Here is a 19,588-nt window from a genome sequence, read left to right as displayed (position 1 = left end):
TCCGTATTCGAGTAAACGACAAAAGGGGAGCCGACTTGATTCCGGTGATGCGGCCGTTCTTGGGTGAAGAAGAGGCCGAGGCGGTCGCGGAAGCGGTGCGCTCCGGCTGGGTGGCACAGGGCCCCCGCGTGGCCGAGTTCGAGCAGGCGTTCGCCGCGCACACCGGCTCCGCGCACGGGGTGGCGGTCTCGTCCTGCACGACCGCGCTGCACCTGGGCCTGTACGTGCTCGGCGTCGGACCTGGCGACGAGGTGGTGGTGCCCTCGTTCAGCTTCATCGCGAGCGCGAACGCCGTTCGCTACTGCGGCGCTACGCCGGTGTTCGCCGACGTCGACGTCGTCACCGGCAACCTGACGGCCGAGACGGTCGCCGCCGTGCTCACCCCGCGCACCAAGGTCGTCATGGCGGTCCACCAGGGTGGTCTGCCCGCCGACGTCGACGCGATCCGCGCGGCCTGCGGTGACATCCCGGTGCTGGAGGACGCGGCCTGCGCGGCGGGCGCGACCTACCGTGACCGGCCGGTCGGCGCCGGTGCGCTGGCCGCCTGGTCGTTCCACCCGCGCAAGCTGCTCACCACGGGTGAGGGCGGCATGATCACCACAGACGACGCCGACCTGGCCGCGCGCATGCGCAGGCTGCGTGAGCACGGCATGAGCGTCTCGGCGGCGGACCGGCACGCGGCGGCGGGCAAGGCGATCGTCGAGCAGTACCTCGAAACCGGCTTCAACTACCGGATGACCGACATCCAGGCCGCGATCGGCCTGGTCCAGCTGCGGAAACTACCCGCGCTCGTCGAGCAGCGGCGTGCGCTCGCCGCGCGGTATCACGAGCTGCTGGCGAAGGTGCCCGGCGTGCGCGCGGTGCGGGATCCCGCTTACGGGACAACGAACTTCCAGGCGTTCTGGGTGTTGCTCGACGACGATGTGCCGGTCGAGCGCAACGACGTGCTGGCGCAGCTCGCGGCCGAGGGCATCTCCGCGCGCCGCGGGATCATGGCCTCGCATCTCGAACCGGCGTACGCGGGTCACCCGCATGTCGCGCTGCCGTCGACGGAACGGCTGACCAACCGGTCGCTGATCCTGCCGCTGCATCACGAGCTGACCGACGCCGACCAGGTGCGGATCGTGGACGTGCTGGCGGCGGCGCTCGAACCGGCCACGGTCTGATGAGCGCGGGGGGAAATCCGGATCGCCTGCTGGCGCTGTGCGCCGAAGCGGTCGAGCGGATGGGACTCGATCTCGGCGGCCGGGTCGTCGTGACCGAAGCGGCGACCGGCGCGTACGCCGTGACGCCACTGCTGGCCGCGATGGCGGGCGCCGTCGAGGTCCGCGCGCTGTCGAAGGACAGCCGGTACGGCTCCGCGCAGGACGCCGAGGATGCGATCATCCGGCTGGCCACGCGTGCGGGTGTGCGGGTGCGGTTCAGCCGAGTCAAGGACGCCGCGCTGTTCGACGGCGCGGACGTCGTGACGAACAGCGGGCATCTACGGCCGCTCGACGCCGAGACGATCTCGTGGCTGCGACCGGGTTCCGCGATCAGCCTGATGTACGAACCCTGGGAGCTGCGCCCCGGTGAGGTGGACCTCGACGCGTGTCACGCGCGCGGCGTCCATGTCGCGGGCCCGAACGAGCACAACCCGTTGATCGGCGTGTTCGCGTACTCCGGCGTGATGGCCGTGAAGCAGCTGCTCGACGCGGGCGTTCCCGTGCTCGGCAGCCGCGTGTTCCTGTTGTGCGACAACGTGTTCGCCTCCGACATCGAGCAGGGCATCACCGCGCTCGGCGGTCAGATCACCACGGCCGTGAATCTCGACGGCGCGCCTTCGGGGCGGCTGGACGCGGTCATCGTCGCGCTCTCGCCCGGTCCCAAACCGGTGCTCGATTCCGCGGCGGTCAAGCGAATCCGCGAAGAGCACCCGGGCGCTGTGCTGATCCAGTTCTGGGGTGACATCGACCGCGACGACCAGGCGTTCTGGCCGCCGTCGGCACCCGATCCCGGGCATATGGGGATCCTGCCGTCCGCCGTCGGCGCTGACCCGATCGTCGCGTTGCAGACCGGCGGGCTGAAGGTCGGCGAGCTGCTGACCTGCGGACGTCCGGTGACCGAAGCCGAAGAGGCGTTGCTGCTGAGGGTGGAGCCCCGATGAGAATCCTGGTTTACCCGCACGCGATGGAGATCGGCGGCTCGCAGCTCAACGCGCTGCAGCTGGCCGGCGCCGTCCGCGATCTCGGCCATTCCGTCGACGTGATCTCCGAGCCCGGCCCGCTGGTCGAGTACGTCCACGAGCTCGGGCTCACGCACCACGAGATCCCGGCCGAGCGGCGCCGTCCGTCGCGGGGCGTGTCACGGCAGATCGCCGAGATCATCGCCGACCGCGACATCGACCTCGTGCACGGCTACGAGTGGCCGCCGGTGCTGGAAGGCCTCGCGGCGACGGGGCTCGGGCGCGGCGCGCTGGTCGGCACGGTGCTGTCGATGTCGGTCGTGCCGTTCTTCCCGCGGACCGTCCCGCTGCTGGTCGGCACCGAGCAGATCCGTGAGGCGGCCGTCGCCGCCGGGCACACCAGGGTCTCGCTGCTCGAGCCGCCGGTCGACACCGACGGCGACCACCCCGAGGTCGACGGGTCGGCGTTCCGTGCCGAGCACGGTTTCGACGACGACGTCACGTTGATCGCGATGGTCTGCCGCCTGGTACCGGAGCTGAAGCTCGAAGGCCTGCTCGCGGCCTGTGACGCGGCCGGTCAGCTGGCCAGCGCCGGCCGCAAGCTGCGGCTGGCGATCGTCGGCGACGGGCGCAGCCGCGACGAGGTCGCCGCGCGAGCGGCACGCGCCAACGACGCGGCCGGGTACGAGGTCGTCACGCTCACCGGCGAGGTCGCCGACCCTCGGCCCGCCTACGCGGCGGCGGACATCCTGATCGGGATGGGCGGCTCGGCGCTGCGCGGCATGTCGTTCGGCAAGCCGCTCGTCGTGGTCGGCGAGCAGGGTTACAGCGAGCTTTTGACGCCGCAGACTGCGAGCACTTTCCTGCAGGCCGGCTGGTACGGCCAGGGGCCGGGTTCGCGCGGCGCGGGCGTCACCGCGCTGCGGGAGGCGCTCGACACGCTCGTCGACTCGCCTGGGCGCCGAGCCGAACTCGGCGGGTTCGCGCGCGACCTGGTCGTCGACCGGTTCAGCCTGCGTGGCGCGGCCAAGTTCCTCGAGCGCGTGTACTCGGCGGCGCTCGCGCAGCCGACGCCACGGCCACGGCTGGCCGCGGACAGCGCGCGCAGCGCGGCCGGGCTCTTCGGCTACAAGGTCCAGCGCAAGATCCAGCAGTTCCGCGGCACCGCCCGTACCGACGACGCCAACGCCACGCCGGTTTTGGCTCACCGCAAGGAGAATTGAGATGACCTCAGTACCGCTGGTCGATCTGGCGGCACAGCAGGAGCAGGTGGCCGACGAGGTGGCCGTCGGCTGGGCCGAGGTGCTGAAGAACACCGCGTTCGTCGGCGGGCCGCAGGTCAGCGCCTTCGAGGCCGAGTTCGCCGCGTACTCCGGGGTCGGCCACTGCGTCGGCGTCGCCAACGGCACGGACGCCTTGGAGCTCGCGCTACGCGCGCTCGGCGTCGGCCCCGGCGACGAATGTGTCTTGCCTGCCAACACTTTCATCGCGACCGCTGAGGCCGTGGCGCGTACCGGCGCGACCCCGGTACTCGTCGACTGCGTCGAGGACACGCTGCTGATCGACGTCGACCAGGTGCGGGTCGGCCCGAAGACCAAGGCGCTCGTCCCCGTGCACCTCTACGGTCAGACCGCGCCGGTCGAGAAGCTGCGCGACCTGGGCGTTCCGGTGCTCGAAGACGCCGCGCAGGCGCAGGGCGCGCGGCGGCACGGTGTCACCGCGGGCGGGCTCGGCGACATCGCCGCCACGAGCTTCTACCCCGGCAAAAACCTTGGCGCGTATGGGGACGCGGGCGCGGTGCTGACCGGCTCCGAGGAGCTGGCGACCCAGGTCCGGCTGCTCGGCGCGCACGGTTCGCCGCGTAAGTACGAGCACCCGACGTTGGGGTTCAACAGCCGGTTGGACACGCTGCAGGCGGTCGTCCTGTCGGCGAAACTGCGTCGGCTGGAAGGCTGGAACACCGCGCGCCGCGAAGCCGCGTCCCGGTACACCGCGCTGCTCAGCGAGGTACCCGGGGTGCGCACGCCGGTCGTGCTCGACGGCAACGAGCCGGTCTGGCACCTGTACGTCGTGCGCGTCGCCGACCGCGATCGCGTGCTCGGCGAGCTGCACGCGGCGGGTATCGGCGCCGGCATCCACTACCCCACCCCGGTGCACCTGAACGGCGCGTTCAGCTCACTCGGTCAGGGCACCGGCGCGTTCCCGGTCGCCGAACGCGCCGCGGGCGAGTTACTGTCGCTGCCGTTGTTCCCGGAGATCACGCAGGCTCAGCAGGAGTACGTGGTCGACGCACTGAAGAAGGCGGTCCGATGACCGGAGTTCGCGTGCATCCGAACGGCCTCTGCGAAAGCGACGAGGTCGGCGAGGGCACCCGCGTGTGGGCGTTCGCGCACGTGCTCCCCGGTGCGAAGATCGGCAAGGACTGCAACATCTGCGACGGCGCGTTCGTCGAGGACGGCGCGGTCTTGGGCGACCGGGTGACCGTCAAGAACGGCACGCTGGTGTTCAGCGGCGTGACCTGTGAGGACGAGGTCTTCCTCGGCCCGAACGTGTTGTTCACCAACGATTTGCGCCCCCGCGCACACATCCGCAAGGGCCCTGACGAGCTGGTGTCCACTGTGGTCCGTCGCGGCGCCTCGCTCGGCGCGGGCACCGTGGTCGTGTGCGGCACCGAGATCGGCTCGTACGCTTTCGCCGCGGCGGGTTCGGTCATCACCCGCGACGTCCCGGCGCATTCCTTCGTCGCGGGCAACCCTGCCCGCCACAAGGGCTGGGTGTGCTCGTGCGGCTTCCGGCTGAACGAGTCCTTGAAGTGCGAAGACTGCGGCAACAGCTACCCGGACCTCGGCACGTGATCATCCGCGAAGCGATCGACGACGACCTCGAAGCCGTCTGGCGGCTTCGACGGATCGCGTTCGGCAGCAGCGATCCCCGCCCGACCGCGTGGCCTTCTTCGGACGAACGCCGTCTCGTGGCCGAAGAAGGCCGCGTCCACGGCTACCTGCGGATCCGCCGCTTCGGCCAGTACTTCGGCGGCCGGGTCGTCCCCATGGGCGGCCTCGCCACAGTCGCGGTCGACCCGCACGCCCGGGGCAAAGGCGTCGCGAGCGGCCTGCTCGACGCGGCGCTCGCCACGATGCGCGAAGACGGCCAGCCACTGTCCACTTTGTTCACCACGGTCCCGGCGCTCTACCGCGGCCGTGGCTGGGAGCAGTCCGGCGTCATCGAGCACACCGAAATTCCGGTCGACGCCTTCCGCGCACTCCCGGCTTCCCCCGTATCACTGGGCCCGGTCGACAAATCGGCACTCGACGCCATGACGGCCTGCTACCGCGAAACCGCCGTCGACGGCCTGCTCGACCGCACCCGCGAAGACCTGCTGGACAACGACTTCGCCACCCTCGCCTACTCGGGTGACTCGCTCACGGGCTACCTCGACCTCGAGCGCCTCCCAGACCGAGTCATCTACGCACGCGAACTCATCGCCCGCGATGCTCTTACGGCGACCGCGCTCCTGCGTTCACTCGGCTCCTGGTCCGGCCTGATGCTCACGGTCCGCCTCCGCCTGACCGACCCGTCGATGCTCGCGCTGGTGCTCCCGACGGCCTTCAGCACGGTGACCGAACCCTGGTACCTACGCGTGGTCGACTTCCCGTCCGCCATCACCGCCCGAGGCTGGCCCGCCGCCTCGCCACTCTCCGACGGCGTCGCCGCCGAACTGGACATCATCGACCCGCACGCACCTTGGCACGCGGGCCATCACCGCCTGATCATCGACGGCGACCAGGTCATCTGCGAGCCCGGCGGCTCCGGCGCCACCGTCCTGCACGCCCGCGCACTCGGCCCCTGGTACGCCGGAGTCCCCACCCCGACCCTGCGCGCGGCAGGCCTCATGACGGGCGCACACGCCCCGGCCATGGACCTCCTCACCGCCAACAACGGCGCCCGGATGCTCGACGACTTCTAGCGGCTGGGCCAGGTTGTGTAGTGAGCCTTCATCCACCCAGCTGCAGGGTCTCGGCAAAGTCGGCTTCGCGGATACTCGAAACGTCCACAAAGGACTCATACCGGCAACTTTTATCCCATTTGTCGCCTTTGTACCGGTTCTGATGCGGGTCCGGATGGGATGACGGAGCGTTCGCGTCGCCTCAGCGTTGTGAACGGGACGTTCATTCCTTCAACAAACGGGGCGTATGGGTCGCTCAGCGTTGCATAAGTGGCGTTTGTGCGCTCAACCGACACGGGATGGGCGGCTTTGCCGGGACCCGAAGCGTCCTGCGGCGCCTGGCAAAGCCCGAAAGCGTCAGCCCAGGTGGCGGAGCTCGGCGCGAAGCGGCCAGACGAAGGGTGCGTAGACCAGAGCGCAAGCCAGGCCGCCCACGACCAGCATGAGCGCCGAAGGCGCGAAAGCCAGGCGCAGCAGCAAAAGCACCCCAACCATCGCGAGGCTGCCCAAGACCGGGCGCACCAGAGGCCGCACCAGCGAAGCCAGGTGCACCCCGGTCCGCCCGACCGCCAGAGCGAAAGCGGGCAGCGCGACCACCAGAGCCACGGCGGCGTGCGCCATGGCGACCCCCTCGATGTCGCCCAGGTAGGCGCCGACCGGCAGTGCCACCGCCAGAGCCGCCAGCCAGCCTCCTTGCAGCCACATCGTCGTACGTGACCGCCCCAAGGCGACCAGGTAGTCATAGGCCAGCTCGCAAGCCACCCGCACCAGGGCGAGCACGGCGAGCCACTGCAAAGCCGCGGCCGAAGCCGCCCACTTGTGACCGTACAAAGTGGACACCAGAGGCAGCGCGAGCAACCCGAGCAGCACGCAGACCGGCAACGTGACTACCGCCAGCAGAGACGTGAACCGCGCGAACGTCGCCTCACGGGCTTCGCGATCGCCTTGCAGGGCTGCGAATGCAGGCAAGGACACCCGGCGGACGACCATCGAGAACATGTTCACCGGCCAGCTCGACAAGTTGAAGGCCTGGAGGAAGAAGCCGAGTGCGATCGCGCCGAGCATGCGGCCGGTGACGATGTAGTGGATGTTCAGCATCGCGAACACCAACAGGCTCCCACCCGCCAGCGGCAACCCGAAAACCAGCAGCTCACGTGCCAGAGACTTGTCGAAGCCGGGCCTGGGCCACATGCGCACGAGGTAGCAGAGCATCACGCCGGACAACACGTTTCCGGTCAGCTGCCCGACCGCCAGGCTCCACGCGCCGTTGCCCGCGACGGCCATGCCGACCGTCACCGCGGTCGTCAGCACCAGGTTGAGCGAGTCGACGACCAGCCGCGAGCCCTGCTTGAACTCGCGGTTCGCGAGCTGGACCGCCGCGGCCGTGATGCCGTCGACGATCACCGTGAGACACAGCAGCCGCACCACGCCGGTCGCCTCGGGTGCGCCCAAAGCCGCCGAAAACACAGGCGCCGTAACAAAACACAGGGCATAGAGCACAGCGCTCGACAACACCGAGATCGTCGTGACCGTCGGCGCGATGCGCTGCGGGTCGCCGGGCCAGCGGACGATCGCGATGCTCACGCCCAGCTCGTTCAGCGACAGCATCGCGGTCAACGCGACCAGCGCGACCGCGTAGACGCCGAAGTCCTCCGGCGCCAGCAGGCGCGCCAGCACGATGCCGGTCAGGAAGGTGCCGAGCCTGCCGACCACGGTGTTGAGCAGGCTCAGCCCCAAGGCTCTTCGAACCTTGGAAGTGTCCTTGGTCGCTTCAGTCACGAAGGCTCCTTAACCCGTGAGCGCAAGATCTGGACGAAAGCGGCCGATGCGAGCAAGATCGTCAGACCGTCCAGCGGTACCCGGAACCGCAGCCGAGTGAAGAAAACGGCCAGCAGCAACAGGTTCAGCACGATCAAGCCCGCGGCGAGCTTCTCCTCCGGTGACAACCGACGCCACGAGAAGACTCGCCACAAAGCCAGCAACAGCACCGGATAGTAGGTCAACGCGAGCAGCAGATCGGCGGTCCGGTTGCCCTGCCCCGAAGTCGCCATCTCGCTCGAGTAGGCGAAATTGTTCGCGACCTTCTTCGCGTACAGCACCGCCGCGTCGCCCGGATGCTCCTTGATCCAGGCGACCGCGCTGTCGCTGTAGAACTTGTTGATCCCGACCTCGTCCAAATGCCGGTTCTTGGCTTCGGTGTCATAACGCGAGATGTCGACGCTCGTGCCGCTGCCCGCCGTCGTGTGCTCGCTGTTGCCCAGCAGCAGGTTGATCCCGTCATTGGTCGACACCGGCACGAAAGCGTGCAACTGCACCGCGTTGCGCACGCACCAGAGCCCGGGGATCACCGCGACCACGACCAGTATCGCGGCGGCGACCCGCCACGCCGCACGCCGGTTACGCCAGGCGAGCCACAGCACCACGATGAACACCGACACCGCGAAGTTCGGCACGGTCACCGCCAGCAGACCGCCCGCGATCCCCGACACGGCAACGAAACCGAGACGCGCACGCCCCGCGGTCTCGGAAGCGCGAAGCCCGAACTCGATGTTCGCCAGCAGCAGGAACAACGCCGGGATCTGCGGGTACAACGCCGTCGCCGTGTAGATGCCGAGCGGGTAGCACGCCATGACCACCGACGCGACCGCGCCGACCGCGGGCGAGCCGATGCGGCGCCCGATCCGGTACGAAAGCCAGACGCAGCCCGCGAGCGCGAACACGCCGATCAGGCGCATCGCGAGCACGCTGCCGCCGGTCAGCCAGTAGACGGGCAGCAGCAGGAACGGGTAACCCGGCGGCCGGTACGCGGTCGCCTGGACGCCGTCCGCGCTGAAGCCGACGCCTTCGGCCATGGACTGGGTGAGCCGGACGTAGACCTGCTCGTCGAGGTAGCGCAGCGCGTCACCGAGGAAGATCGCATACCCGCCGGCGACCACCAGGCTCACCACGATCGCGGCGGCCGCGATGCGCGGCGCGAGTTCGTCGAGCCTGCTGAGCAGCGTGCGTCTGACTCCGGTCGTCATTTCTGCGGGCTCCCCATCTTCAGCCGCATGGCGCGGGTGAGCACGACACGCACGGTCGGCGGGTCGATTCCGGCGGCGACCTGCTCGGCCCGCGTCGAGCGCAGCAACGCGCCCGCCAGCCCGCACAGCAGGAAGGCGAGCCCGGTGGCCATCGAGAAGGCGAGCAGGTCGAAGGTGGCGGCGCCGAGTGCGAGCACGGCGATCGAGGCCACCAGCGTCAGCCCGAGGTCGCGGATGTGCGGGTCGCGGGTCATGGTCCGCGCGCGCAACGCCGCGTACGCGCCGAGCACGAAGATCGCGATCAGTGCGAAAAGGCCGATGAAACCGTTCTGTACCAACGTTCCCAGGTACTGGTTGTCGAGCGGGCCGTACTTGTTCGGCAGGTACGTGCCCAGCCCTCTGCCGAGCAGCGGGTGCTGGGCGATGTACACGCTGGACGTCGCGTAGTCGTCGGTGCGCCCGCTGATGCTGGTGTCGTTGCCGATCTCGGCGAACAGGCCGACGAGCGTGCCCACCAGCCCTGGCACGAGGAACCGCATGAGCACCAGGAACGCGAGCCCCACGAAGAAGGCCTTCACACGACGCTTGGCAGGCCAGCCGATCAGCAGCACCAGCGAGGCGAGCGCGAGCCCGAGGATCGCCGAGCGCGACAGCGACACCATCGCGCCGGTCGCGACGATCGTCAGGCAGATCCACCAGCGCTTGGCCGACTCGCCCTTGTCCAGCGCGGTGAACGCGAAATGCGCGGCGATCGGCAGCGCGACCGCGCAGACCACCCCGAATTCGATCGGATGACCGGTGGTGCCCGCCGGTCTGCGGAACGCGGCCCGCTCCAGCACGAACCCGTCGGAAGTGACCGGGTGCAGCCCCGGTATCACCATGTACTGCGTCAGGTCGAAGTTGACCAGGAACTGCAGGATGCCGATCATCGCGAGCACGGTCGTCGCCACCAGCACGCACTTCGCGACCAGTTCCACCCTGGCGACCCCGCGCACACCGTCGACCACGGCGAGCCCCGCGAGCGCCACGCCGAGGATGGTGACCAGCGTGCGGTCGGCCGAATTGAGCTCGTCCTCCGGCAGGTAGTTGCGCGTGGCGTAACCGTACGTGGCGAGCTGGGTGACGATGAACACGAACAGTGCCGTCCGCGCCACGTTGCGGCCCTTGGCCGCGTTGAGTGTGGTGACCAGCTGCGAACAGAACCACACCAGGCCAAGGAAGAGCCCGGCCACGGTGGCGGGCGTGATCGACATCGACACCCCGGAGATCACCAGCCTGGCAGGCACGATCAGCGTGATCACGGAGTAGACGCAGACCATGGTCGTGCCGTCACGGCGGCGGCGCGGGCCCTCCGCCAGCAGGAATCCGAGGTCCTCGTCACGGACGGTCATGGGACCGGCCCTAGGGCGCGTTTCATATGTCTGTTCGATGAGCTTCGTGATCCAGGTGGTTCCTGGCGGCGCCGTGGAATCACCCTCGTACCGGGTTGTACTCGGGTGATTCCACGGTGCCGCCAGGGGCCGCCTGGGCGCGAAGATCGCGAACAAGACATATGAAACACGCCCTAGCGGGGATCGCGGGCGCGCGGACTGGGCGTCGGCTTGGCGACCGGCGTCAGGATGCGAGTGGTCTCTTCGGACTTCGGAGCGCTTTCAGTAGCCGCCGGCCATGACGGTTCGGGCTGTTTGACCGGCTTCGGCGCTTCCGCCTGTTTGACTGGCTGAGGCGCTTCCGGCTGCTTGAGCGTGGACTCCTGCTTGTCGGCCTTTGCCGCTTTTTCCTTGCCAGGGTGGGTTTTCTTGTAGTTCTTGTAGCTCTCGAAGCCGTACGCGGCGGTCAGGCCCGCGACCAGGCCGAGCACCAGCGCGACCGCGGCGTAGCGCACCTTTCCGCCGATCTTGGCCTTTCCGAGGTCAGGGTTCACCACGGGGCCGACACGGATGTACGTGGATTCGGGCGCCTGCAAAGACTCCTGACGAGCAGAGAGTTCCTTGCGCGCCAAGTCCAGCACGCTGGTGGCCAGCTTCTTCGCGGATTCGGGACTGCCCGCGGTCGCCACGACGACGATGAACGGCCCGTTGAGCTGGCCGTTACCCGCTTCGTAGGCGGCCGGCTCGCCGTCGATCGTCTCGAACTGCTTCTGGGTCGCCGGGTCCTTGAGCGTCTCGATAACGATTTGCGCACTGGTCGTCAGGCTGCCGTCGAAGACGAGCAGCGGGTTGGCCTTCTCCGCCGGCTGCGATCCCCCGACGGACACCTTGGCGCCGGTCGACGGCCCGGTGAGCACGATCGTGCCGGTCGACTCGTACTGCGGCGAGACGCTCAGGAACACCGCGACCGCCAGGCCCAACGACACCGCGAACACCGGAAGCGCGATGTACCAGCGCTTGAGGAGGACGCGGATCGTCATCCAGAAGTCCATGCAATGTCCCCGATCCGGTGGCGTGCAGGCAGAGGGCCGGCACGTCTGTGTCAGCGATTCAATCGGTGCCCCGACTCAACTGTTACAGCAGGTGACGAGTCGGGTGTTAACGCCCGGCAGGCCCGTCACGACTAACCGGCCAGGTGCGCACTCTGCGGATGAGAGTACGCCGGAGAGGCCCCGTGGATGTACTTGTCATCACGCTCTGTGCCCGACGCCGAGCTCCCTTCCGCCGACCGAGGCAAGATCCCGCCGGTGGTGTTCGCGCTGGGCACGGTCAGCCTGCTCACGGACATCTCGGCCGAGATGATCACCGCGTTCCTGCCGATCTACCTGCTCTATACCCTCCAGCTGGGTTACGTCCAATTTGGACTGCTCGATGGGCTTTACAACGGCGCGACCGCGTTGCTGCGGCTGGTCGGCGGGTATGTCGCCGACAAGATGCAGCGGCCGAAGCTGGTCGCGTTCGTGGGCTACGCCACGTCGACGATGACGAAACTGATCTTCCCCGCGGCGGGCGCGTCGGGCTTCGGCATCGGTGGCGTGCTCGCGGCCGACCGTGCGGGCAAAGGCCTGCGCACGGCGCCGCGTGACGCGCTGATCACGCAGGCCACCAAGCCGGAACGGCTGGGTCGCGCGTTCGGCGTGCACCGCTCGATGGACACCGTCGGCGCGCTGATCGGGCCGCTGGTCACCTTCTGGATTCTGCGCGACCTCGGCAACGAGTCGACGCCGGTGTTCATGGTGAGCTTCCTGTTCGGCCTGATCGGGCTGATCGTGCTCGTCACCTTCGTGCGTGAGCCGAAGAAGACCGCACCCGTGCCCGGCTCGGCGCCGGTCTCGTTGAAGGCCTGTGTGCGCCTGCTCAAGGACCGGCAGGTCCGGCGGATGACGCTGGCCGCCGCGGCACTCGGCCTCGTCACGCTCAGCGACGCTTTTGTCTTCGTGGTGCTGCAGAAGTCGACCGGCGTGCCGTTCGACTACCTCCCGCTGATGCCGCTCGGCACCGCGCTGGTCTTCCTGAGCGCGGCGGTCCCGATGGGCTGGCTGGCGGACAGATTCGGCCGCTGGCAGGTGTTTTACGCCGGTCACGTCCTGCTGCTCGGTGTTTATGTGGTGTTGGTCACTGGCGGCGGTGGCGTCGTCACGCTGGTGGCCGCTTTGCTGCTGCACGGGTGCTTCTACGCGGCGACCGACGGCGTGCTGATGGCGTACGCGGGCCCGCTGGTCCCGCCGGAGCTGCGCGCGAGCGGGCTCGCGGTGGTCCAGACCGGTCAGGCCGTTGCCCGCCTGATCTCGTCGGTGCTCTTCGGCGTCATGCTCACCACGCTGACCATGAAATCGGCGCTGTGGCTCGTCTTCGGTTCCTTCCTGCTCGCGCTCGCCGTGGCGGCCATGCTGCTCGGCCGAAAGGTCACTTCGTGAAATCCTGGCTACAGGCCCACCGCGTGCTGCTCGGCGTCGCCGCGATCGTCGTCGTGCTGGCGGCAGGCGGTGTCTACGTGGCCGCGACCGCGGCGAACCGGAACGCGGAGACGGCGAGCGCGTCCGCTCCGGTCACCGGCGACCTGCTCTTCGTCGACATGAAGGACGGCCAGGACCGCGTCGAGAAGGTGCGCCAGGACGCGCCAGGCGGGCCACGCGGCACGACCGCGCTGCGCTGCCAGCGGATCTACGTGGCAGGCGGCATCACCGTCTGCCTGCGGCTGGCCGGGCTCGGCCCGACCTACGAAGCGGCCGTGCTGGACGCGTCCGGCAAGGAGCTGCGCACCGTCGGGCTGGCCGGTATCCCCAACCGGGCCCGCGTCTCGGCGTCGGGTCAGATCATCTCGTGGACGACCTTCGTCAGCGGTGACTCGTACACCGTGCCCGGTGGCTTCTCCACCAGGACCGGCGTCCTCGACCTGCGCTCCGGCCAGGTGGTCGACACGCTCGAGACGTTCACCGCGACCGTGGCAGGTCAGCAATTCACCATCGCCGACCGGAACTTCTGGGGCGTCACCGTCGCGGCCGACGACCGGACCTTCTACGCGACCATGGCCTCGCAGAACCGCACCTGGCTGATGAAGGGCGACCTCGTCGACAAGACGTTGACCGATGTTCGCCAGACGTCCGAATGCCCGTCACTTTCCCCCGATGGCACCCGGATCGCGTACAAAAAGCGCACCAGCAGGCTCGGACCGTGGGAATTGGCTGTGCTGGATCTGGGCTCGGGTAAGGAAATCGCTTTACCCGGGACGACCGGTATCGACGACCAGGCCGCGTGGCTGGACGGCGGCAGGCTGGCGTACGGCAAGGTTTCACAGCCTGGTCAGAAGCCGTCCATCTACGCGGTGCCTGCCGACGGATCCGCCCAGCCGACGCTCATGGTCGCGGACGCCGCTTCACCGGTTCCTCTGCACTGATTCCGTTAATGGGACGTAAATTGTTGCCCTGTAACGAATCTCGTCCCATTACCGACTCTTCGATCGCGAAAGCCGTGGTTTTCGCCACCGCGCTGGCACCCCAGCGAATCCGGTGCTCCTCCTCCCCGCTTGCCGAGGTATCGCCAGATGAGTACCGAGCCCGCCACCGGTTTCGACCCTCTCAGATCGACGCGCACGGTGCGCGTCGGCGCGGTCGACATCTTTTCCTTACGTGAAGCCGAACTGGTCCGAATGGTCGAACAGGCGTGGCGTCTGCGCCAGGGTGGCTGGATCGTCACGGCCAATGTGGACATCGTCAGGGCCGTGACCCGTGACGCCCGGCTCGCCGACCTCGTCGCCGAGGCCGACGTCGTGGTCGCCGACGGCATGCCCGTCGTGTGGGCGGGCCGGATCGCGGGCGAGCCGCTGCCGGAACGTGTCACCGGCGCTTCGCTGGTGTTCTCGCTCGCCGAGGCCGCGGCCCGCGAGGGCCGGTCGATTTATCTGCTCGGCGGCCAGCCCGGTGTCCCCGAAGCCGCCGCGAAGGCGCTGACCGAGCGCTACGAAGGCCTGATCGTCGCCGGCACGCAGTCGCCCGAGTTCGGCTTCGAAAAGACCGCCGACGGCCTCGACGCCGTGGCGAACCTGGTCCTCGAGGCGAAACCCGATCTCGTGCTCGTCGGACTCGGCTTCCCCAAGCAGGAGCACACCATCAAGGCACTGCGCGCCGCGCTTCCCGACAGCTGGTACATCGGCTGTGGCGCCGGCATCCCGATGGCGGCGGGCGAGTTCACCCGCGCGCCGACGGCGATGCAGCGGATGGGCGCCGAGTGGCTGCACCGCCTCGCGCTGGAGCCCAAGCGGCTCGCGCGCCGATACCTGCTCGAAGACGCGCCGTTCGCGCTGCGCCTGCTCGCCGGCGCCGTCCGGCGGCGGTTCTCGTCCAAACCGGGGGTTTGATCAGCTATGCCCACTCCGCTCGCCGTCGTGATCGTGACGTATCACAGCGAAGCGATCATCGAAGACTGCCTGCGGTCGGTACTGGCCGAGCTCGACGGCGATGACTCGGCCCGGATCATCGTGGCGGACAACGCCTCCACGGACCGGACGCTGGAGATCGTCGCCGACACCGCGCCGCGAGCGCAGGTGCTCGCGCTGCACTCGAACGGCGGTTTCGGCGCGGGCGTCAACGCCGGTTTCGCCGAGGCCGAAGGCCACGACGTGCTCGTGCTCAACCCCGACGTCCGGCTGCGCCCTGGCGCGGTACAGGCGCTGCGGGACCGGCTGACGACGCCGGGCACCGGCATCGCTGTACCGCTGCTGCTCGACGAAACCGGCGGCACCCAGCTGTCGCTGCGCAGGCGGCCGACGACGTTGCGCGCGCTGGGCGAGACGCTGCTCGGCGGCACCCGCGCGGGCCGCGTTCCCGCGCTCGGCGAGCTGATCGTCGACAAGGCGCGCTACCAGCGCTCCGACACCGTCGACTGGGCGACCGGCGCGGCCTGGCTCATCTCGGCCGAATGCCGCGCGGCCATCGGCGTGCTGGAGGAGCGCTACTTCCTCTACTCCGAGGAGACCGACTACCACCTGCGCGCGGTCGACCACGGGTTCGCCGTGCGCAACGAGCCCGCCGCCGTCGCCGTCCACTTCGGCGGCGAGCAGTCGACGTCACCGAAGCTGTGGGCGCTGTCCGCGACCAACCGCGTGCGCCTGCGCCGCGAGCGTGACGGGCTGCCCGCGGCCGTCGCCATGTGGTTCGCCGTGTTCGCGAACGAGCTGCTGCGCGCGGTCACCCGAGGCCGTGCGGGCGGCGCCAAGCACCGGCTCGCGCTGCGCCGGCTGCTGCCGATGCGGCGGTGGCCGGAGCAGACCTCCGAGCGCGGGTACATCTGCTTTTCGGCGCAGGACTGGTGGTATCACAACCAGGCGCACTCCGACTTCCAGCTGATGCGCTCGATCGCCGAGAAGCGCCGGGTGCTGGTGATCAACAGCATCGGCATGCGGATGCCGACGCCGGGTCGCAGCACCCAGGTGACCAGGCGGATCCTGCGCAAGCTGCGCAGCGTGGCGATGCTGGTGCGCAAGCCGCTGCCGGAGCTGCCGAACTTCCACGTGATGTCGCCGTTGCCACTGCCGTTCTACGGCTCGCCGTTCCTGCGCAAGGTCAACGCCGTCCTGATCCGCGCGCAGGTGCGCGTGGTGGCCGCGGCGCTGCGGCTCTCGGACCCGGTGATCATGGTGACCATCCCGACCGCGTGGGATGTCGTCCGCCCGATGAAACGGCATTCACTGGTGTTCAACCGTTCCGACCGGCACGCCGATTTCCCGGAGGCCGACCGCGAGGTCATCGAAGAACTCGAACGCGGGCTGCTCGGTAACGCCGATGTCGTCACCTATGTCAGCAACGTGCTGCTCGACTCCGAGCATGCGCAGACAGGTGACCGCGCGCATTTCCTCGATCACGGCGTGGATATCGACCATTTCCGTCCTCGCACGGAATTGCCCGCCGAGCTGGCCGCGATTCCCGGCCCGCGCATCGGTTTCTTCGGCGCGCTCGACGACTTCCTAGTCGACTTCGACCTGCTGGAACGCATCGCGGCGGAACTGCCGGACGCCTCCTTGGTGCTGATCGGCGACTCCACGCACGCGATGGAACGATTTGATAAACACCCGAACGTGTACTGGCTGGGGTTCCGGTCCTACGCGACGATTCCAGACTACGGTTCCGGATTCGACGTGGCGATCATGCCCTGGTTGGACAATGAATGGATACAACATTCCAACCCGATCAAACTGAAGGAGTACCTGGCGCTCGGGCTTCCCGTCGTCAGTACCGGCTTCGCCCAGCTCGAGTCCTATACGGACAGAGTCAGGGTGGCGACCGATCATGGGACGTTCGTCGAAGCGATCCGCACCAGCCTCACCGGCGGTGGCTTGCAGAGGCCGGAGCAGCTGCGGGATTCCGTCCGCGGCTTCTCATGGCGGTCGCAGGCGGCACAGCTGATGCGCTTGGCGGAGGCTGCCGACACCGAATGAGGACATCAGGGGGAGGGTGGAAACGTCACCACGTGCTGGCCGTGCTCGTGGTCGTCGCGGTGCTCGTCGCGACCTTCGTCATGTACCGGGCGGACAGTCTCACCGGCACCGCCACCACGCCGGCGGCACCGGCCACCAGTTCCGTGGTCTCCCCCGGCTCGCTGCCCCGCGTCCCCTGGGCGGGCCCCGGTTTCTACGCCGGTTTCCCCGCCATGGTCAGCGCGGGCTGGACCGACCCGAACTTCTTCCCGATCGGCGTCTGGTACGAGGCGGTCACCACCCCTGCCGACACCGCGCTCGACAAGGAAGCCGGTCTCAACACCTACTTCGAGCTCACCGCGTCCAGCGACATCTCACTGGTCCGTGACGCCGGCATGTTCGCGATGCCGAGCACGCAGCTCAAAGGCTTCGGCCCGGAAACGGTCGGCTGGCTCCTCACCGACGAGGTCGACCTCTGGGGCCACGAAGGCGACGCGCCGTGGACCGGCAACTTCCCCAGCGAAGGCCCGATCTGCGTCCCCGAATCGGCTTTGTGCGGCTACACGGTCCTGAAGACGTTGCGCGACAAGCTTCCCCAGAACGACGGCCGGGTGCGCTACGCGAACTTCGGCTTCGGCATGGAATTCTTCATCAAGGACGAGCTGGCAGCCAAGTTCCTCGACTACACCGACGTGTCCTCAATGGACACATACTGGTACACCGACCCCGGCATGTGCGAAAAGTCCCACACCCCAACGGATGTCTGCCAGCGCGCCGCGTCCTACGGCTTCACCATGGACCGCATCCGCGGCCTCGACGCGATGGACGGCAAACTCCAGCCGATCTACGCGTTCATCGAAACCGGCCTCCCGTTCGCCCAGTTCTCGGTCCCGATAGCACCCGACCAGCTCTCGGGCGCGGTGATGAACTCACTGATCCACGAAGCGCGCGGCATCATCTACTTCAACCACAACTTCGGCGGCCCGTGCATCAGCCAGCACGTGCTCCGCGACGCCTGCGGAGCCCAGATCCGGCCCGCGGTCATCGAGATCAACCGCCGCGTGAAGTCGCTGGCGCCGGTGCTGAATTCCCAGTCGATCAAGTACCGGTTCTCGCCCGACCTCGACACGATGTTCAAGGAACACGACGGGACTCACTACATCTTCGCGATGAACGCCCGGGGCAGTAAGCCCGGCCCGCACACGTTGACGCTGCCTTCGGGCTTGCAGGCCACCCAGGCGGAAGTCCTCTTCGAAAACCGGACGGTGCCCATCGAGGCGGGCAAACTGGCCGACACCTTCGCGGCCGAGAACACCTACCACGTCTACAAGCTCAAAGGCTCGTGAGCGTCGCCTCCGTTGAGGGTGGCGGTGGGCGGTTCTACTTGCGCGGTAAGTGGCTCAGTGCTGGCCGGTGGGCGACTCCTTCGCCACCCTCGCTTCGCGATGGGGCGCGGACCCCCTTTGACCACCAAGCCCAAGTTTGTGAAGGCTCCCTTCACCCAACCTGAGTGGATGAAGGCTCCCTTCACGCAGCCAGGCCTCGTGAAGGGAGCCTTCACACAAGTCCAACCGCCGGACCACGTCTCAGGGGGGGCGTGAGTGGTACGGCCGGTTCTAACCGGCCATACCCCAAACCTTGCCGTGGCGGCCCACTCAAAGCGGGCCATGCCCGGCGCGCCCCCAGCCGGGGCAAGACCCCAAAGCCCTCCCCGATCAGCTGTTGACGAACTTCGTGGCGAGGTTCTCGCCGGTGGAAGTCGCCGCGCTCTTGCTCTCGATCGGGGAAACCTTGGAGTTCTTGAAGCAGATGTAGGTGACGCCGGAGTCGACGCCGCCGTTCTTCGGGTCGGGGTTGATGCCGAGGCCCGCCGCGGTGGCGTACGAGGCCTCACCGATGATCGCGGTAGGACCGGTGTCACCGATGACCGTGTACAGCACCTTGTTGTTGTAGATGACCGCGCACGAGCCCGCGCCCTTGAGCCCGGACGACTGGTAGTTCCAGGTGCTGCTCACGCTCGGCACCACGATGTACGGAGTCTGGTCGGCGACCAGCGGCTTGCCGTCGGAGCGGTGGAACGCGGTGTCCGGCTGGAACCAGGGGTCGGTGTTCTTGTTGCACTTGGCGGTGACCTGGCCATCGCAGTCGACGTCCATGTCTGCTTTCCAGAACACGGCCTGGCCGGCGTCGCAGACCGCGATCGTCCTGCCGGTCTCGGTGTCGGTCTTGTACTTGCCGTTCGAGATCTGCTTGCAGCTCGCCACCTTCGCCAGCAACTGCTGCGCGGTGGGACCCGCCTGGATCTGAACATCGGAAGCGCTTTCGGTGGTGGCGGCCGACGCGATCGCGGCCGGAGCGAGACCTGCGGCCAACGCCATCGACGCGAGCAGGATCAGCTTCCGCATTGAGGCTCCCTTAGTTAGGAAGGTTTCCTTACTTCGTGATGCGGAACACCATGCACCCCAGCGGTCCGTCAACTCAACCGACGAATGGGGGTTGTTTTTTTCCCACGCTCCGCAACCTCCCAGTCACCGGAAGCCTCGTTACCCCCAATGTGGCATTCGTCAGGTTTCAGCCTCCCAATGTGGCGTTCGTCAGCTCTGAGCTGACGAA

At 68.2% G+C, this 19,588-nt stretch carries 16 protein-coding genes; 11 read left to right on the top strand and 5 right to left on the bottom strand.

Annotated elements, in window-relative coordinates:
- Positions 1–44 precede the first annotated feature (44 nt).
- From ACFV15_RS33490 to eis, 6 genes are read left to right on the top strand one after another with little or no spacing between them, the layout of a single operon-like run.
- Positions 45–1,166 carry a DegT/DnrJ/EryC1/StrS family aminotransferase gene (locus ACFV15_RS33490; RefSeq protein WP_378355504.1) on the top strand — a complete coding sequence of 374 codons (1,122 nt, stop codon included), beginning with the start codon at positions 45–47 and terminating at the stop codon, positions 1,164–1,166.
- The gene (locus tag ACFV15_RS33485) at positions 1,166–2,146 is read left to right on the top strand and encodes a hypothetical protein (protein ID WP_378355469.1); all 981 of its coding nucleotides are present in this window, start codon (positions 1,166–1,168) and stop codon (positions 2,144–2,146) included. Before ACFV15_RS33490 ends, ACFV15_RS33485 begins: the two co-directional genes overlap by 1 nt.
- On the top strand, positions 2,143–3,387 hold the full coding sequence (locus tag ACFV15_RS33480) for a glycosyltransferase (RefSeq protein ID WP_378355467.1): 1,245 nt from the start codon (positions 2,143–2,145) through the stop codon (positions 3,385–3,387). Before ACFV15_RS33485 ends, ACFV15_RS33480 begins: the two co-directional genes overlap by 4 nt.
- 1 nt (position 3,388) lies before the next feature.
- Complete coding sequence (locus ACFV15_RS33475; RefSeq protein WP_378355466.1) at positions 3,389–4,477, top strand: DegT/DnrJ/EryC1/StrS family aminotransferase; 1,089 nt, start codon at positions 3,389–3,391, stop codon at positions 4,475–4,477.
- On the top strand, positions 4,474–5,019 hold the full coding sequence (locus tag ACFV15_RS33470; protein WP_378355464.1) for an acyltransferase: 546 nt from the start codon (positions 4,474–4,476) through the stop codon (positions 5,017–5,019). The genes ACFV15_RS33475 and ACFV15_RS33470 overlap by 4 nt, the downstream gene beginning before the upstream one ends.
- On the top strand, positions 5,016–6,131 hold the full coding sequence (gene eis / locus ACFV15_RS33465; RefSeq protein WP_378355462.1) for an enhanced intracellular survival protein Eis: 1,116 nt from the start codon (positions 5,016–5,018) through the stop codon (positions 6,129–6,131). The genes ACFV15_RS33470 and eis overlap by 4 nt, the downstream gene beginning before the upstream one ends.
- A gap of 336 nt (positions 6,132–6,467) precedes the next feature.
- Here the strand turns inward: eis and ACFV15_RS33460 are convergent, their stop codons facing one another.
- The 4 genes from ACFV15_RS33460 to ACFV15_RS33445 form a co-directional block, all read right to left on the bottom strand.
- Positions 6,468–7,889, bottom strand: coding sequence for a lipopolysaccharide biosynthesis protein (locus ACFV15_RS33460; RefSeq protein ID WP_378355460.1), 1,422 nt, complete (start codon positions 7,887–7,889; stop codon positions 6,468–6,470).
- A complete protein-coding gene (locus ACFV15_RS33455; protein WP_378355458.1) occupies positions 7,886–9,133 on the bottom strand; it encodes an ArnT family glycosyltransferase in 1,248 nt (415 codons plus the stop codon). Before ACFV15_RS33455 ends, ACFV15_RS33460 begins: the two co-directional genes overlap by 4 nt.
- Complete coding sequence (locus ACFV15_RS33450) at positions 9,130–10,524, bottom strand: O-antigen ligase family protein (RefSeq protein ID WP_378355457.1); 1,395 nt, start codon at positions 10,522–10,524, stop codon at positions 9,130–9,132. Before ACFV15_RS33450 ends, ACFV15_RS33455 begins: the two co-directional genes overlap by 4 nt.
- A gap of 173 nt (positions 10,525–10,697) precedes the next feature.
- A complete protein-coding gene (locus ACFV15_RS33445) occupies positions 10,698–11,555 on the bottom strand; it encodes a hypothetical protein (RefSeq protein WP_378355455.1) in 858 nt (285 codons plus the stop codon).
- 186 nt (positions 11,556–11,741) lie between these two features.
- Here ACFV15_RS33445 and ACFV15_RS33440 point away from each other — a divergent pair, with 186 nt between their 5' ends.
- The 5 genes from ACFV15_RS33440 (at position 11,742) to ACFV15_RS33420 (ending at position 18,321) form a co-directional block, all read left to right on the top strand.
- On the top strand, positions 11,742–12,980 hold the full coding sequence (locus ACFV15_RS33440) for an MFS transporter (protein ID WP_378355454.1): 1,239 nt from the start codon (positions 11,742–11,744) through the stop codon (positions 12,978–12,980).
- Positions 12,977–13,960, top strand: a complete 984-nt coding sequence (locus ACFV15_RS33435; RefSeq protein ID WP_378355452.1) for a hypothetical protein — start codon at positions 12,977–12,979, stop codon at positions 13,958–13,960. The genes ACFV15_RS33440 and ACFV15_RS33435 overlap by 4 nt, the downstream gene beginning before the upstream one ends.
- 147 nt (positions 13,961–14,107) lie before the next feature.
- The gene (locus ACFV15_RS33430; protein ID WP_378355450.1) at positions 14,108–14,920 is read left to right on the top strand and encodes a WecB/TagA/CpsF family glycosyltransferase; all 813 of its coding nucleotides are present in this window, start codon (positions 14,108–14,110) and stop codon (positions 14,918–14,920) included.
- A 6-nt stretch (positions 14,921–14,926) separates the two neighbouring features.
- Positions 14,927–16,996, top strand: coding sequence for a glycosyltransferase (locus tag ACFV15_RS33425; RefSeq protein WP_378355448.1), 2,070 nt, complete (start codon positions 14,927–14,929; stop codon positions 16,994–16,996).
- A gap of 32 nt (positions 16,997–17,028) precedes the next feature.
- Positions 17,029–18,321 carry a hypothetical protein gene (locus ACFV15_RS33420; RefSeq protein ID WP_378355446.1) on the top strand — a complete coding sequence of 431 codons (1,293 nt, stop codon included), beginning with the start codon at positions 17,029–17,031 and terminating at the stop codon, positions 18,319–18,321.
- Between the two features lie 369 nt (positions 18,322–18,690).
- On the opposite strand, the gene ACFV15_RS33415 is transcribed toward ACFV15_RS33420, so the two are convergent.
- Positions 18,691–19,380 (bottom strand): glycoside hydrolase family 75 protein, encoded by a 690-nt coding sequence (locus ACFV15_RS33415; RefSeq protein ID WP_378355444.1) that lies wholly within the window; start codon positions 19,378–19,380, stop codon positions 18,691–18,693.
- Positions 19,381–19,588 lie beyond the last annotated feature (208 nt).

Origin of the sequence: Amycolatopsis sp. NPDC059657, assembly GCF_042734395.1 — a bacterium.
GTDB lineage: Bacteria > Actinomycetota > Actinomycetes > Mycobacteriales > Pseudonocardiaceae > Amycolatopsis.
Note: the sequence above shows the minus strand (reverse complement) of the source record. Positions and strands in the feature narration are given on the sequence as shown.